Here is a 16660-nt window from a genome sequence, read left to right as displayed (position 1 = left end):
CATGACCGGTGTTGTAGCCTGGGCCGCCTCGCGGGCCCGGATGGTCATCGCCTTCATCGTGCTGTCGATCCTGATCGGCGGATTCGCCTATGTCAGCCTGCCCAAGGAGGGCGAGCCAGATATCGAGATCCCGGCGCTTTTTGTGTCGGTCCAGTTCCCCGGCATTTCGGCCGAGGACAGCGAGAGCCTGCTGGTCAAGCCGATGGAGACCGAGCTGGCCGATCTCGACGGGCTGGACAAGATGACCTCCACCGCCGCCGAGAACTATGCCGGCGTGGTGCTGGAGTTCGAGTTCGGCTGGGACAAGACGGCCATCATGGCCGACGTGCGGGACGCGATGAACGCGGCCTCGGCGGATTTCCCGGAAGGTGCGGAACAATACACGATCTCCGAGATCAACTTTTCCGAATTCCCGATCGTCATCGTCAACCTGACCGGCCCGGTGCCGGAACGCACCATGGCGCGCATCGCCAAGGAGCTGCAGGACGATCTGGAAAGCATGGACGCGGTGCTGGAGGCCGGGATCGCCGGCAACCGCGACGAGATGGTCGAGGTGGTGATCGACCCGCTGCGGCTGGAGGCCTACAACGTCACCGCGACCGAGCTGATCAACGTGGTGCGCAACAACAACCAGCTGATCGCCACCGGGGATTACGAGACCGAACAGGGCGCCTTCGGCGTCAAGATCCCGTCGAATTTCAAGGATGTCGAGGACATCTATCGCCTGCCCGTCAAGGTGAACGGCGACCGCGTGGTCACGCTGGGCGACCTGGCCGAGATCAACTTCACCTTCGAGGACCGCGAGGGCACGGCGCGCTTCAACGGCGAGGACACGGTTGCGCTGCAGGTGGTCAAGCGCAAGGGCTACAACCTGATCGACACGGTCGAGCAGGTGAAGGCCAAGCTGGTCGAGGCCGAGGCGCGCTGGCCCGAACAGCTGCAGGCGGTGGTCGAGCTGGGCACCTCGAACGACCAGAGCCGCCAGGTGGGATCCATGGTCAGCCAGCTGGAAGGCTCGGTCCTGACGGCGATCGCGCTGGTGATGATCGTGGTGCTCTCGGCGCTGGGATCGCGGGCGGCGCTGCTGGTGGGCTTTGCCATCCCGACCTCGTTCCTGCTGTGCTTCGCGCTGCTGGCGGCGATGGGCGTGTCGATTTCCAACATCGTGATGTTCGGGCTGATCCTGGCGGTTGGGATGCTGGTCGATGGCGCCATCGTGGTGGTGGAATATGCCGACAAGCGCATCAGCGAGGGCACCGGCCCGATGCATGCCTATGTCGAGGCGGCGCAGCGGATGTTCTGGCCCATCGTGTCCTCGACCGCGACGACGCTGTGCGCCTTTCTGCCGATGCTGTTCTGGCCCGGCGTGGCGGGCGAGTTCATGGGGATGCTGCCCGTCACGCTGATCTTCGTGCTGAGCGCCTCGCTGGTGGTGGCGCTGATCTACCTGCCGGTGATGGGCGGGGTCACGGGCCGGATCAGCCGCGTCTTCGGGCGCGCCTCGGACGGGCTGCGGGCGTCGCTGCCCTGGGTGATCCGGGCGGCGCTGGTGCCGGTGGCTCTGTATGGCATGTTCGTCAGCGCGATGCAGATGCTGAACCCGGCCTATATCCTGCCCGCGCCGCTCCTGTCCGAAATTCCGCCGATCGCGGGGCCGCTGCTGGGCGCGCTTCTGTTCCTGGTCTTCGCCTTCGCCGCCTCGATCACCATGGGCGCGGCCCGGATCGAGCGGCGCGAACGCCCGGTGCGCGCGGGCCACCGGCGCACTGCGATGGGCTGGCTGGTGACGCTGCTGACCGGCAATCCGGTCATGCCGATCGTGATGATCGTGCTGGTCTTCGTCGGCGTCGCCGCGGTCTTCCAGGCCTATGGGCGCAACCAGCTGGGCGTGGAATTCTTCGTCGAGGTCGAGCCGGAACAAGCCACCGCCTATGTGCGGGCGCGGGGCAACCTGTCGCTTTCGGAAGCCGATGCGCTGGTGCAGGAGGCCGAGGCGGTGATCGCCGCGCATCCGTCGGTCATCAATGTCTTCGCCTTCGCGGGCGAAGGCGGGCTGAACCAGAACACCGGCGGCTCGGTGGCGCCGGCCGACACGGTCGGCCAGATCCAGTTCGAGATCCTGCCGTGGGAGGACAGGCCCAAGCTGTCGGAGCCGATCATCGACGGCGTGCTGGACCGCGAGATCGCCGATCCGCGCTATGACGGCGACCTGGTGGTCGACCAGCTGGAAACGCGGCTGGCGCAGATCCCCGGCATCGAGACAGAGATCCTGCCGCTGACCGGCGGGCCGGCCTCGGCCAAGCCGGTGCACCTGCGGCTGAAGGCCGACCAGTGGGCCCCGCTGATCGCCGCGACCGAACGCGCGCGGGAGGTCTTTGACGCGACGCCCGGGCTGATCCAGGTGGAGGACACGCTGCCCCTGCCCGGCATCGACTGGCAGATCGACGTGGATGTCGAGAAGGCCGGCCGCTTCGGCGCCGACGTGGCCAGCGTGGGCGCGATGGTGCAGCTGGTGACGCGGGGCATCCTGCTGGACACGATGCGGGTGGAGACCAGCGACGAGGAGATCGAGATCCGCGTGCGCCTGCCCGAGGCCGACCGGGTGCTGTCGACGCTGGACAACCTGAAGGTCCGGACGAGCCAGGGGCTCGTGCCGCTGTCGAATTTCATCACCCGCCAGCCGGTGCCGAAGCTGGCCACGATCAGCCGCGTGGATCAGCAGCGGTTCTACGACGTGAAGGCCGACGTGGCGCCGGGGCTGGCGAAGATCGTGGGCCCCGGCCCTGGTGGCCCGGATGGCGGGGCCGAGGTGCCGCTGGCGGTGGTGCGGGATGTCGCCATGCTGGGCGGCGCGCCCGACGGCCCGGTCTTCGAGGCGCCGAACGGGACATCCTACGCGCTGATGTCGCTGACCGGCGCGCCGGATGCGGGCTGGCTTGAGCAGGCGCTGGAAGACGGCGCGCGCTATGTGCCGATCAACGCGAACGAGCGGATCGAGACGCTGACGGCCTGGCTTGACAGCACCGCCGATCTGCCCGGCGCGGTGACCTGGGAATGGACCGGCGACCAGGAGGAGCAGGCGGAGAGCCAGGCCTTCCTCAGCTCGGCCTTCGCGGCGGCGCTGGGGCTGATGTTCATCATCCTGCTGGCCCAGTTCAACAGCTTCTACAACGCGGTGCTGGTGCTGCTGGCGGTGGTGCTGTCGACCACGGGCGTGCTGATCGGGATGATGGTGATGCAGCAGCCGTTCTCGATCATCATGACGGGCACGGGGATCGTGGCGCTGGCCGGGATCGTGGTGAACAACAATATCGTGCTGATCGACACCTACCAGGAATATTCCCGCTACATGCCGCGGATCGAGGCGATCATCTACACCACCGAAAGCCGGATCCGGCCGGTGCTGCTGACGACGATCACGACGATGGCGGGGCTGGCGCCGATGATGTTCGGGATCTCTCTGGATTTCATCAACGGTGGCTACACGATCGACAGCCCCACGGCGCTGTGGTGGAAGCAGCTGGCGACGGCGGTGGTCTTCGGGCTTGGCGTGGCGACGGTGCTGACGCTGGTGGTGACGCCCTCGCTGCTGGCGATCCGGGTCTGGTTCTCGACCTACATGAGCTGGATCGCCGGTCTGCTGGCGCGGCTGTCGATGGGCCGGTCGAGCCGGGCGGCCCGCGACTGGGCGCTGCGGCGGGCGGCGCGGAAGGCGAAGATGCCGGAGATCCTGTGGGGCGACGAGCGGGTCACCCTGGCGCCCGCGCCGAAAGAGGCCGAGCCGCCGGTAGGGCCGCCGTTGAAAGCGGCGGAGTAGCGCGGGTGTCCCACGCGTGGGACAGGGGTGCGGGTGTGGAATTTCAATGGGTTGCAGGCGCGTGTTAACCCTTTGGCAGGATTTGGGCCGCAAAACCGCGCCGGACGTATCGTGCTGATGGCCGGTTCGGGGCGGTGGGGTGAAACCCCACCCTACGGACATCCGGAAGGCTGTCGCATGACCCCGGCGGCCCGAGAGATGCGGCGCGGGCGGTGGGGTCAAACCCCACCCTACATCCGTGCACGTCGCCTCAACGTCGCTTCGCCACGTCCTACATCGGGCGGATCGCGTAGACGGTCCAGCCGTCGACCTCGCCCAGCCATGTGAGCCACGGCGTCTGGTTGGCGTAGATCCCGTCCGTGCCGGGCGGACAGGCGATGAGCGGCGCATCCGGGGCGATGAAATCCAGGTCCTCCACCTGCGCGGCGGAGCGCTGGCAGGGATCGCCGGGATCGGGATAGCCTTCGCCTGTGAGCGCCAGGCTGGGCGGGCCGGCTGGGCGGCCGGGTTCTACATCGCAGGCGGCAAGAAGCGGCGCCAGCAGCGCGAGGGAGCAAAGGGACAGGCGGGGCATGAGGTCAGGCCTTTGGACGGTGCGCGCACGCGGGGCCAGCGGGCGGGCGCGACCGGACCGGACGGGGACCTTGTGCGGGTCGGGTCTGCCGGGGGCGTGGCTGCGGGCCAAGAGCACGGGCGTAGGGTGGGGTTTCACCCCACCGCTGGCGCAACGGCTGGCCTGGGGGCACAGGGACCGGAGCGCGATGGCGCGTCCGGGGGATGTGGATGACCCGGCAGGGCGTGGGCGCCGCTGCCGGGCCATATGTTTCTTCAGGCGATTTCGACGAGGGTCACGTCGAAGGTCAGCGTCTGGCCGGCCAGCGGGTGGTTCGCGTCAAGTTCAACGTGGTTCTCGTCGGCCTTGGCGACCACGACCGGAATGGTCTGGCCTTCCTGCGTCGTCACGTTCAGCTGCGTGCCCGGATCGACGGGGATGTCGGACGGGATCGCTTCGCGCGGGACGGACTGGATCTTGCCTTCGTCACGGCTGCCATAGGCCTCTTCGGGCTCGATCGTCACGGCGCGGGTCTCGCCCACTTCCATGCCGAGAACGCCCTTCTCGAGGCCCGGGATGATCTCGCCGTTGCCCAGGGTGAAGCCCAGCGGCTCGCGCCCCTCGGACTTGTCGAAGACGGTGCCGTCGTCGAGGCGGCCCGTGTAATGGATATGCAGAGTGTCTCCGGCCTTTGCGGCTTGGGTCATGTCGATGTCCTGTCGTCTGGTGTGGGTTTGCCGAGGCCGCTTCGTCACGGGTGCTCGGTCATCGGGCCGCCCACAGAGGTAGGGACGACCAAGATGCGTCTTGGCGCGTGAGATATTGGTAGCAAAGGCGCGCGAGGATCGCAAATCGGTGCCCGGGCCGCCGTCTTGCCCGGCCGGACCTGCCCCGATGTCCTGCCTGGGCGCCGGGGCGCGACGGGGCCGACCGCCCGGAGGCTTTCGGATCGATAGCCTTTGGGGAGTGAAGAACGGCATCGCGCGGGTGAAGGCCGCCCTGCCCTTTCGGAACCGTAGCCGCCTAGCGCGGGATCGAGAACAGCTGCCAGCCCTCGACAACGGCGACCCGCCTGCCGCCGGTGGCCGCCGCATAGCTCTGCGCCTCGGTATTGGGCGGGCAGGCCACGAGGTCCGCCGAATCGTCCAGGTAGGGCGAGGTGACCGGCGTTTCGCCCGCCCGGTAGCATGCGTCGCCGGGCTGCGGGTAGCCGTCGCCGAAAAGCCCGATCGAGGCCGGCGCGTCGGCCTTGTTGGCCGGGCCGGAGGTCACCGCGTCGTCGCAGGCGGCCAGGGCCGCCAGGGCGGCGGCCGGGATCAGCAGGCTGAGGGATGAGGCAAGGCGCATTGGGGTCCTCCGGGTTTCGCGCGGCCCGCGCGTGGGCCGGCCCATGGTCGGCGGTTTTGGTCGGGCTGGCAAGCCTCTGTCGCCTGCCCCGGCTGTGCCGCCCCCCGGCATGCCGGATCAGGCCGCGTCCTCGGCCAGTTGCCGGTCCCAAAGCTGGGCATAGCGGCCCCGGGACTTCAGCAGCTCGGCATGGCTGCCCTGTTCGACGATCTGTCCGTCTTCCAGCACGATGATCCGGTCGGCCTCGGCGATGGTGGACAGCCGGTGCGCGATGGTCAGCACCGTGCGCCCCTCGCCCGCGCGGCGCAGCGCGCCCTTGATCTCCTGCTCGGTATCCGTGTCCAGCGCCGAGGTCGCCTCGTCCAGCAGCAGGATCGGAGGGTTCTTCAGAAGCGCCCGGGCGATGCCGACGCGCTGTTTCTCGCCGCCCGAGAGTTTCAGACCGCGTTCGCCGACCAGCGTGTCGTAGCCCTGCGGCAGGCTTTCGATGAAGCTGTGGATCTGGGCGGCGCGGGCGGCGTCTTCGACATCGGCCTGGGTCGCGGCCTCGCGGCCATAGGCGATGTTGTGGCGGATCGTGTCGTTGAAGAGAACGGTATCCTGCGGGACCACGCCGATGGCGGCATGCAGGCTGTCCTGGGTCACATCGCGGATGTCCTGCCCGTCGATGCGGACCGCGCCGCCGGTGACATCGTAGAAGCGGAACAGCAGCCGGCCGACGGTGGATTTGCCCGAGCCGGTGGCGCCGACGATGGCGACGGTCTGCCCGCCCTCGACGGTGAAGGAGACGCCCTTGAGGATCTCGCGCTCGGGCTCGTATGAAAAGCGCACCGCGTCGAGGTCGATCCGGCCGGTGTCGACCCTGAGCGGTGGCGCGCCGGGCTTGTCGGTGATCTCGGACGGCTGGTCGAGCAGGTCGAACATCTGGCCCATGTCCACCAGCGCCTGCCGGATCTCGCGGTAGACGAAGCCCAGGAAGTTCAGCGGCGCGATGACCTGCATCATGTAGGCGTTGACCATCACGAAATCACCCACGGTGAAGAGCCCGGCCTCGACCCCCTGGGCCGCCATGACCATGACCGAGACGAGGCCCACGTTGATGATAACCGCCTGGCCGGCATTGATGGCCGAGAGGGAATAGGCGGTCTTGACCGCGGCCTCCTCGTAGCCGGCCATGGCCTGGTCATAGCGCAGCGCCTCGCGTTTCTCGGCGCCGAAATACTTGACGGTCTCGAAGTTCAGAAGGCTGTCGATGGCGCGCTGGCTGGCCTCGTTGTCCTGGTCGTTCATCACCTTGCGGATCTTCACCCGCCATTCGGTGACGGCGAAGGTGAAGGCGCAGTAGATCGCGAAGGTGGCGACCAGCACGACCAGGAAGCGCCAGTCGAAGACGCCGACGACGATGGCGCAGATCAGCACGAGCTCCAGCACCAGAGGGCCGATGGAGAACAGCATGAAGCGCAGCAGGAAGGCGACGCCCTTGACGCCGCGGTCCATGACGCGGCTGAGCGCGCCGGTCTTGCGGGTGATGTGAAACCGCAGCGACAGCGCGTGGATGTGGCGGAAGGTGCGCAGGGCCAGCCGGCGCAGCGCCTGTTGCGAGACACGGGCGAAGAGCAGGTCGCGGAGCTGTTCGAACCCCACCTGCATCAGGCGCGACATGCCGTAGGCCACGGTCAGCCCCACCGCGCCAAGCGCCAGGATCGGCACGCCGCCGTCCTTGGCCAGCGCGTCGACGGCGCTTTTGTAGAAGAGCGGCGTGACCACGGCGATCAGCTTGGTGCAGATCAGCGCCGACAGGGCCAGCACGACGCGGACGCGGATATGGGTTTCCTCGGGCCAGAGATAGGGCGCCACGTCGCGGATCACCTTGAGCCCCGCGCGGCGATCCTCGGCGGCTGTGGTGGCATCGGGCGTGGCGGTCATGAGGATGTCCTGGCAGGGCGGCTGGCCCAGAGATAGGCCGGCCGCGTCCGGAAGACCAGATCTGGCGGCGCATGGGCCGGCCGGGGACCCCGGGATCCGGGCCGCGCGGCCGAGCCAGGGACAGGCCGGCCGTGGCGGGAAGACCGGATCTGTGCGCGCCTGACGCGGGTCGTGAGACAGTCCCGGCCAGGGCTGGCGAACAGGCGTCCCGGCGCTCAATTGGGGATGGAGAACACCTGGCCGGGGTAGATCAGGTCGGGGTCGCGGATGCTGTCGCGGTTGGCTTCGAACACGCGGACATAGAGAAAGCCCGAGCCATAACGCTCCTGCGAGATCGCCCAGAGCGTGTCGCCGCGCTGCACGGTGACGGCGGCGATCGAGGCCGCGTCCGACGACAGCTCGGCCCGGGCCTCGGCAAGCGCACCGGGCGTTTCGCGTTTGAACGGGGTTTCCAGCCGGCCGCCGACACGGCCGTCATCCGACACCTGATCCAGCCGCAGGGTATAGACGCCGGGGCGGATGCCCGGCACCTCGCCCCGCCAGTGGCCGTCGGCGGCGATGGGCAGGTCGGCCACGGGCCGGTTGTCGAGATAGACGCGCACCGCCGTGCCTTCGGGCGCGCGCCCGGCCAGCAGCACCTCGCCGCTGTCGGAATAGCTGATCGTATCCAGCGCGAGCCGGTCCAGCGCCTCGGGCCGGTCGGGCGTGCCGGGCTGGATCAGCTCCACCCCGTCGGCCCCGGCGCGCAGGACCGACACCCCGCCGGGCGCGTCCCGGCTGTCCGGTGCGGCGAAATCGCGGGGTTCGGTGCCGGGCGCGTCGGGCGCGCCGGGCGCCTCCGGAGAGACCGGCGCGGCCGCGTCGCGCGGGCGCGGGGCGGGATCGGACTGCGCATTGGCCTGTGGATCGGCGGGACCGGCGCTGCCGGCGGGGGGCTGTCCGGCGGCGGCGATGTCGGGGCCAAAATCGGGGGCAGTGCCTTCGGCGCCCGGGGTCTGCGGCAGGCGGCCAGTGGCGGTGTCGCCGGGGCCCGACGGCGCGGCGGCCATGGCGTCGGGGCCGGTGGTGGCACCGCCCTGGGACGGAGCGTCGGCGGAGGACAGGGCGGCGGTCGCGACAGTCTCCGTCTCCGAGGCCGTGGTCGCACCGGTGCCGCCGCCAGTCTCGGTGGCGACGGTGGTTATCGCTGCCGTGGTGTCGTCCGCAGAGTCATCCGTGGCGGCGACATCGACGGTGGCGGCCTCTGCGATCACATCCGAAGCGGTGGTATCGGCGGCCAGCCGGTCGGGGGCGGATGCCGGGGCCCCCGCACCGGGGGCAAGGATGATCTGGTCGCGGGCCCAGCTTTCCAGCCCCTCGCGACGGGCGCGCAGGGTCAGCAGGCGGGGCCGGTCGCTGATCTCAAGCGAGAGGAAGGCGACGAACTTGCCGGACCCGGTGACCTCGACCGTCTCCTGTTCGACCTCGTCGACATACAGGGTGACCGTGCCCTCGGCCGGCCCGGTTCCGGCGATCACGCCGGTGCCGTCGGGCTCGACCCGCACGACGTCGAAGGCGGGAGGAACAAGCGCGGGCGGCGCGGCATCGTCGGTGGGCGTGGGATCTGTGGTATTGTCGGAGGCCTCGGCCGTGCTGTCCGGTGCCGCCGCCGAGTCCGCCGCCGTGTCTGGGGATCCGTCAGGGGCATCGGCGACGCTGTCGCCTGTCGGCGGGCTCTCGCCCGTGGCGGGGGATGCAGGGTCGGCGGCGGGGTCGCGGGGTTGCGAAGCGGCGGAGTTTTCGGCAGTGTCGCCCCCGATGACGGCCGTTTCGGGGGCCGCATCCCGGCTGCGCTTGTAGATCTCGTAGCCGACAAGACCGAGGCCAGCGGCGCCGATCACGGCGACTGCGACGGCACCCGGTGTGCGCATCCCGAAAAGCCCGGTCCTTGCGGCCATTTTCCATCCTCTGTGCCGGCGCCCCGCGGTGCCGGCTTGAAGCTATTGTAACAACGCGGCAATCTGCGGTCAAAACACGGGCCGCACGGCCCTCAGGCCAAGGAAAAACTGTGACCCATCCGCCCAAATCCGTCTGTGTTTATTGCGGTTCCCGTTCCGGTTCAATGCCGGTCTATACCGATCATGCCCGCGCCTTCGGCACCGCGCTGGCCCGGGAAGGCTGGCGGCTGGTCTATGGCGCGGGGGATGTGGGCCTGATGGGAGAGGTCGCGCGGGCGGCCCAGGCGGCGGGGGGCGATACCTTCGGGGTGATTCCCACCCATCTGATGTCGATGGAGGTCGGCAAGACCGACCTGACCCGTTTCGTGGTGACCGAGACGATGCACGAGCGCAAGAAGGTCATGTTGATGAACGCCGACGCGGTGGTGCTGATCCCCGGCGGCGCGGGGTCGCTGGACGAGCTGTTCGAGGCGCTGACCTGGCGCCAACTGGGCCTGCATGCCAAGCCGATCGTGGTGCTGAACACCGAAGGCTTCTGGGATCCGCTGTTGCAGCTGGTAAGCCACGTGGTGGACACCGGCTTTGCCGCGCCCAGCCTGCTGGGGTTCCTGCAACCGGCGGCCACGCCGGACGAGGCGATGGACCTGCTGCGCACGGCGCTGGCCTGAACCGCCCGTAGCGGCGCCCTGCCCCGAATCCCCGACTGAGGGTTCTGGCGCATCCGCGCCGGACATGCCGTGAAACCGGTCCGCGGCGCGCCCGAAGGGCCCTGTGCGTTGCCCAGGCCACGGAGGCCGATTTTCCCGCGCCGTCGCGCGGCGCCGGTATGCTTTTGAGATCCGCTCGATTAACCTACGGTAAAGGTACCACCCGGCATAAGCCGGCCGTGGTTGCCGGTTGCGCGCGTCCCCTGCCGGCCTTGCCGGTGCGGGACCGAAACAGGACGACGTAAGGACGCAGCCCCGGGCGCAACGCCCACGGGACCAGGCAGGAGACCGGCAGGATGTGCGGATTTTGCGAGGCGGCAACGCTGACGAAGACATGTGGGCTGAACGCTCCGGGAGGATTGGCGGCGCGGATCTCGGCCCGGCTGGACGCCTGGGGCGAGACGGCCGCGTATCACGCCAAGGTCGCGGGCCCCATCGGCTGGTTCACCAATGACGTGCCCGACGCGACGCCGGTCGCGGACTGGCTCACGGGCCGGTCCTTCGTGCAGGGGAACAGCCCGGCGGATGCCTTTGCGGCCACAGGCGGCACCCACGGCGAGATCGCCAACACCATCCCCGGTGACATGAGCACGTCCGAGACCATCGCGGTCGGCGAGCGGCGGCCCGAGACGCTGGAACAGGCCGGCGACGAGGACTGGTTCCGGCTGACCCTGGCCGAGGATCAGACCGTCCGGGTCACCACCTTCGGCTGGAACCACGACCGGTCCAACGGCCTGGGCGGGCTGGAGGATCCGGTGGTGCGGATCTACGACGCCTCCGGCGTCCTGGTGGCCGAGAATGACGACGTGATCCCGGGGCTCCTGCTGGCCGGATCCACCGTCTTTAAAGCGGCCGAGGCCGGCACCTATTTTGTCGAGGTCGACGGGGCCTACGCGGACATGACCGGCGATTACGTGCTGAGCGTGCGCGGCACCCGGTCCATCTTCACCCCGGCGCCCCAGACACCGCTGGACGCGATCGCGGGGGTCAACACGCTGGACGACCGGACCACGATCCTGGTCTATTTCGCCGAAGCAGGTGACGCCTACAGCTACAGCGGCGACACCTTCGTCGCCTCGGGCACCAATGCCTATGAGCAGGCGCAGCTGTTCTCGATCTTCGAGGGGGTCGAGGACTTCGCGGATATCGACTTTGAGATCACCACGAACAAGACCGCCGCGGATCTTCAGATCGGCACCGCGATCCTTCCGACCGAGTCCCAGGGCACGCTGCTGGGCTTTTTCATGTTTCCGAATGCGGACGGCACCGGCAATTACGGGCTGCTCAACAACAACCCCGTCACCCTGCCGGTCTGGAACGACGCGCCGGGCGGCACGCTGGACACCGGCGGCTTCATGTACGGGGTCGCGATCCACGAGTTCGGTCATGCCATGGGGCTGGCCCACCCCCATGACACCGGCAACGCGTCGACGGTGATGACGGGCGTCGGAAACGCCAACGAGCGTGGCCTGTACGACCTGAACTCCTCCGCCTACACGGCGATGAGCTACAACGAGGGCTCGACCCTTGCCGGCGTGGCCTCGAACACCGCCTCCTCGGGCCATGGCGCGACCTTCGGTGCGCTCGACATCGCGGTGCTGCAGGCGTGGTACGGGGCGAACACCACCCACAATTCCGGCAACGACACATACGCTCTGTGGCAGGCCAACGGGACCGGGACGGCCTCGGGCTATTACACGATCTGGGACACCGGCGGCACGGACGAGATCCTCTACGAGGGGAGTGCCAACGCGGTCATCGACCTGCGGGCGGCCACGCTGGATTATTCCGAGGGCGGCGGCGGCTATCTGTCCTACGTGGATGGCGTGATCGGCGGCTACACCATTGCCAACGGCGTGGTGATCGAAAAGGCCACCGGTGGCGGCGGCGATGACCTGATCACCGGCAACGACGGCGGGAACCGCCTAGAGGGCGGCGACGGCGCCAACACGATGTACGGGCTTGGCGGAGACGACACCTTCGTGCTTGGCACCGGTGACGGGGACAACGTCTGTTACGGCGGCAGCGGCAGCGACATCGCCAGCTATCTGACGCGCGCATCGGACGAATTCGACATCGCGGGATCGGATGGCAACTGGACCGTTGCGGACACGCTCGGCAACACGGTGGACACGCTCTATTCCGTGGAAGAGCTGATCTTCTCGGACACGTCGCTGTTCGTCTGACCCGTCACGGGGCTTGGGTGCGCCTTTGGGGTCAAGCCCTGGGCCACTTGGCGGATGTTTGTGGGTCGCGCATCGGCGTGGGCGGCCTGTTTCTTTGGCGGTGATGTCTGGTTCGAGCCCTTTCAAGACCTTCCATAGGTGCCCTGTCTTCACGAAAGGCTATGCGGGCACGTGGTCGGTCAAGGGTTTTGCCCTGAATACCCCGGCGAGGAGTGCAACTGCGGCAAAGCACATCACGGCTGGCCCCGCGCCCAAGCCTGCCATCAGAAATCCGAAAAGAGGTGCGCCGGCGGTCTGTCCCACGGCAATGGTCAGGAACCCGATCATAAGTCCGGTTGCGGGACGGTTCGGGAGAGCGTGGATGCCCCATACGAGGTAGACCCCTGTCACCATCACGTAGGCGGCGCCAAAGACGATGGACCTGTCGCGTATTTGTGCCGCCCCGAGTGCTCGTTTAGGCCACTTTCCGTTCGAAGGCGACGGGGCTTTTCCAGCCCAGTGCTGAGTGGCGTCGTCGCGGATTGTAGAACCCGTTGATGTATTCGAAGATTGCCATCTCAGCTTGCCGCCTGGTTGCCCATGACCGCCGCCAGATCAGCTCGGCCTTGATGGTTTTGAAGAACGTCTCGACGGCGGCATTGTCATAACAATTACCTTTGCCGCTCATGGAGACTTTGAAGCCATGCTGGCGCAGGATCTTCTGATAGTCGTGCGAACAGTATTGGCTGCCGCGATCGCTGTGGAATACGCAGCCTTTGGGTGGCGCTCGGAAGGCGATGGCCATTTTCAGGGCCCGGATCGCCAGGTCGCGCTTCATGCGATTGCTGACAGCCCAACCAATGACACGCCGGGAATGCAGATCAAGGATGACGGCCAGATACAGCCACCCCTCGCGGGTCCAGATATAGCTGATGTCGCCCGCCCATTTCTGGGTCGGCTGATCTGCCTTGAAGTCGCGATCCAGTAGGTTCGGGGCGATGTTGAACGTATGATCGCTGTCTGTGGTCGCCTTGAACTTGCGCGTTCTTTCAACGGTAATCCTGTTTTCGCGCATCAGGCGACCGACACGCCGGTGCCCGACATCGACACCGACCTCCTTCAGTTCCTCGGTCATCCGTGGGCGGCCGTAGCTGCCCAAGCTCAGACGCGACTGTTCCTTGATGTGGGCCAGAACGACCATATCCTTGCGCTGCCTGCGGCTGGCGGGACGGTTCCTGAAAGCCCGCAATCCGCGCGGGCTGACGTTCATGACCTGACACAGCCGGTCGATCGGGAAGACACCACGTTGTTCTTCGACGAACCGAAACCTCATGGCTTTTGGCTCGCGAAGAACTGGGTGGCCTTTTTTAGGATATCCCTCTCCTCCTTGAGGATGCGGTTCTCGCGCCGAAGTCGTTCGTTCTCCCGCGCAAGCTCGCGATCCTCGGGCGATACCACATCCGTGTCCCGATGCGCAGTCACCCATTTATTCAGGGTCGAAAGCCCAACACCAAGATCGTCGGCAACCTGACGCCTTGTTAGCCCGCTGGTCAGTGCAATTCGCACCGCGTCTTTGCGAAATTCATCCGTTCTTCCTGTGCCCATAGTTCGTCTCCTTTGCTGCACATCATGCTATCAAAGGAGCGGCACCAAACCGCGACAGGTCCAAATAGGGCGGTCACCGCTGCCTCAAGCTGAGGGTCGCGACCGCTCAGCATCGCCTCCGGCGGCGTATGGACAACTTCGTCCGGGACGATCTCGCGGTTCTCGAAGAAATCTCCCTCAATCGTACGGAAGCCCAGCTGGGGCACCCCAAGAACGACCCGCGTATCGAGCTGGTTGGGGCGCAGCACCGCAGTCCCGGTGCCCGGCACGCGGTCGCCGACCGAGGGGCCCATGCCCTCGCGGATGTAGTAGTAGGGGAAGACCGAGGCATCCGAGTAATTCCAGGTGTTCATCAGAAGCGCGCTCGGCTTGGCCCAACGAAGATAGGGCGTCGTCCCCAGATCGACGCCGTTGCGGGTCGCCATTCCCGAATGGCGTTGGCCGGTGAGGAATGCACTCAACTGGTCGTGCAGGTTGCCGCCGAAGTTGAAACGGGTGTCGAAGATGGCGCCTTCCTTGTCACGGTCACGACCCATCAGGTCGGAATAGACCTGCCGGTAGGAGTCATCCATCATGCGCCGCACATGGGTATACCCGAGCCGTCCGCCCGAGAGCTCCAGCACCATGACCCGCCGCTTCTCGACCCAGGCACGGTAGGCCAACTCTCCGTCGCTGCCCGGATCGGCCGCGCGCAGGGTTACATCGACAAGACCCCCGCCATCCGCCGGGGCAACGGTGAGGCGCAGCTTGCGCCCCGCCATGCGGTTCAGGAGCGGATAGATGTCCTCCTCGGGGCCGATCCGCGCCCCGTCCACCGCGAGGATTACCGCGCCGGGACCGAGCGGTCCGCCTGCCAGTGCTGCCGGTCCGCCGGGCAGCGTCGCTGCGATTTTCACACCTGCACCCATATGGGCCGTGTCGTAGTAGAGCCCAAGGTCCGCTGTGCTATCCCAACCGGGGTTATCCTGCACGAAGCGCGCCGTCATGTGGGAGGCGTTCAACTCTCCTTGGAACTCGTTCATCAAGGTGACGAAATCTTCCCAATGGGTGATGTGCGGCAGGTACTTTGCATAGGCGTCCCGCATCGCCGTCCAGTCGACGCCATGCAGCGCGGGATCGTAGAATTTCGACTGCACAAAGCGCCAGTGGTGATCGAAGATGTATTTCATCTCGGCGACCGGATCGAAGCTGGCGCGCAATTGAAACGGCGCCTGGGTACTTGCGCCGCTGGCGACCTGCACCGTCTCGATCGACCCGGCCTTGATCAGGAAGAGGGTCGAGGCGTCCCCGCTCGCGATGATCTGCTCGATGCCGGTGCCGGGCTTTGCAAAGACCTGTTGCGGCCGACCGGTAGCAAGGTCGATCAGCTCGGCCTCAATCATGCCGGAGGTCAGCTGCAGGGTGACCAGGAGCAGCCCACTGTTGTCGGCGGTCATGCGGGTCAGGATCGGCAAGACAGGGCTGTCTGTGATGCGCGACCTACGGTAGGGCACGCCATCAAAGTCCGGTTCCGTCCCCGCGTCCGCAGCCGTTGCCTCGCCCAATTCGCGGGCAAGATATCCGTCTGCCGTGAGCCAAGTCGCCATGACATCGACCATTGCGCCTTGGGAGGACAAGTTCCGCTGCGAGAAACGGTCGCTCACCCAGAAAACGACGCTGCCATCAGGGCTGAACCCTGCCTCGTCATCGCCGAAACCGCTGTCACTGAGGTTGTAGCGACGGTGTGCACCCGTCGTTTCGATCATCTCGATTTCGGTATTGGTCGAGATAAAGCCGGTCGTGGTCAGGACATACTTCCCGTCCGGGGACCATTCAAAATCGAACTGGTCGACGCTGTAGAAGTAGCTGGCGCTCTCGGGGAGGATTTCCGTGCTGGTCCCGGTGCCCGGGACGAATATGCGGATCGCGTTGCGGTCGTCGCGGTAGGCGGTGCGCCGTCCATCGGGCGCATAGGCTGGCTGCAATGCGTCGCTCTGCGTGTCGATTACCCGCCGTTCCGACATCGCCAGCGCCGTCAGGAAGGCCGTGTCCTCGTCGCCCAGCTTGGATTCGTAGATATCCCAGTCGCCCTCGCGCTCGGCGGCGTAGAGCAATCGCTTGCCGTCCGGCGCGTAGCTCACGGAACGCTCCGCCTGCGGCGTGTCGGTGATGCGGCGGACCTCACCGGTCTCGGGGGACGCGACGAAGACCTCGCCGCGGGCGATCAGGGCGATCTCCGTCCCGTCGGGCGAGGCGACGGCTTCGAAGACCTGACCGGCCAGATCGCTGTAAACCTCGCCAGTATAGAGCGTGCCCTGACGGATATTGACCGGCACCTGCACCGGCTCTTGCGCACCGGCGTCCAGCCGCCAGAGCTGCGTGTCCCACGTGTAGACCAGCCTGCCGTCATCCGCGATGGAGGCGAAGCGCACCGGCAGATTGTCATGCGACGTCACCTGTTCCGGCACACCGCCATCCATCGGCATGCGCCAGACGTTGAAGCTGTCCGGCGCGGCGTTCGGATCCTCTATGCCGGTTTGCGGCATCTCGGTGGTCCACTAGCGGCTCTGCCCATCCGGCGCAAAGGCCGGGCTACGGTCGACGCCGCGATAGGTTGTCAGCTT

General features: G+C 67.1%; 10 protein-coding genes. 3 read left to right on the top strand and 7 right to left on the bottom strand.

The window, feature by feature from the left end; genetic code table 11:
* The first annotated feature begins 1 nt into the window (after position 1).
* Complete coding sequence (locus tag ATO3_RS00380; RefSeq protein ID WP_088647823.1) at positions 2-3817, top strand: efflux RND transporter permease subunit; 3816 nt, start codon at positions 2-4, stop codon at positions 3815-3817.
* 271 nt (positions 3818-4088) lie between these two features.
* Here the strand turns inward: ATO3_RS00380 and ATO3_RS00375 are convergent, their stop codons facing one another.
* The 5 genes from ATO3_RS00375 to ATO3_RS29090 form a co-directional block, all read right to left on the bottom strand.
* The gene (locus ATO3_RS00375; RefSeq protein ID WP_088647822.1) at positions 4089-4391 is read right to left on the bottom strand and encodes a hypothetical protein; all 303 of its coding nucleotides are present in this window, start codon (positions 4389-4391) and stop codon (positions 4089-4091) included.
* A gap of 254 nt (positions 4392-4645) precedes the next feature.
* Positions 4646-5077: an FKBP-type peptidyl-prolyl cis-trans isomerase gene (locus ATO3_RS00370; RefSeq protein ID WP_088647821.1), complete on the bottom strand. Its 432-nt coding sequence runs from the start codon at positions 5075-5077 to the stop codon at positions 4646-4648.
* A 316-nt stretch (positions 5078-5393) separates the two neighbouring features.
* Entirely contained in the window at positions 5394-5717 is a 324-nt protein-coding gene (locus ATO3_RS00365) for a hypothetical protein (RefSeq protein ID WP_088647820.1), read from the bottom strand.
* A 117-nt stretch (positions 5718-5834) separates the two neighbouring features.
* Positions 5835-7643, bottom strand: coding sequence for an ABCB family ABC transporter ATP-binding protein/permease (locus ATO3_RS00360; RefSeq protein ID WP_088647819.1), 1809 nt, complete (start codon positions 7641-7643; stop codon positions 5835-5837).
* A 215-nt stretch (positions 7644-7858) separates the two neighbouring features.
* A complete protein-coding gene (locus tag ATO3_RS29090; RefSeq protein WP_233151983.1) occupies positions 7859-9580 on the bottom strand; it encodes a LysM peptidoglycan-binding domain-containing protein in 1722 nt (573 codons plus the stop codon).
* A 110-nt stretch (positions 9581-9690) separates the two neighbouring features.
* On the opposite strand from ATO3_RS29090, the gene ATO3_RS00350 reads away from it, so the two are divergent.
* Both ATO3_RS00350 and ATO3_RS00345 read left to right on the top strand, forming a co-directional pair.
* A complete protein-coding gene (locus tag ATO3_RS00350; protein ID WP_269845396.1) occupies positions 9691-10248 on the top strand; it encodes an LOG family protein in 558 nt (185 codons plus the stop codon).
* A 335-nt stretch (positions 10249-10583) separates the two neighbouring features.
* Entirely contained in the window at positions 10584-12473 is a 1890-nt protein-coding gene (locus tag ATO3_RS00345; RefSeq protein ID WP_088647817.1) for a M10 family metallopeptidase C-terminal domain-containing protein, read from the top strand.
* A 454-nt stretch (positions 12474-12927) separates the two neighbouring features.
* Here ATO3_RS00345 and ATO3_RS00335 read toward each other — a convergent pair.
* Both ATO3_RS00335 and ATO3_RS00330 read right to left on the bottom strand, forming a co-directional pair.
* A protein-coding gene (locus tag ATO3_RS00335; RefSeq protein WP_088647816.1) for an IS3 family transposase occupies positions 12928-14057 on the bottom strand; the annotation gives its coding sequence in 2 pieces (ribosomal slippage) (positions 12928-13814 and positions 13814-14057; 1131 coding nt in all).
* Entirely contained in the window at positions 14003-16582 is a 2580-nt protein-coding gene (locus ATO3_RS00330; RefSeq protein ID WP_088647815.1) for a S41 family peptidase, read from the bottom strand. The genes ATO3_RS00335 and ATO3_RS00330 overlap by 55 nt, the downstream gene beginning before the upstream one ends.
* Between the last annotated feature and the right edge of the window lie 78 nt (positions 16583-16660).

Origin of the sequence: Marinibacterium profundimaris (genome assembly GCF_002210095.1) — a bacterium.
GTDB lineage: Bacteria > Pseudomonadota > Alphaproteobacteria > Rhodobacterales > Rhodobacteraceae > Marinibacterium > Marinibacterium profundimaris.
Note: the sequence above shows the minus strand (reverse complement) of the source record. Positions and strands in the feature narration are given on the sequence as shown.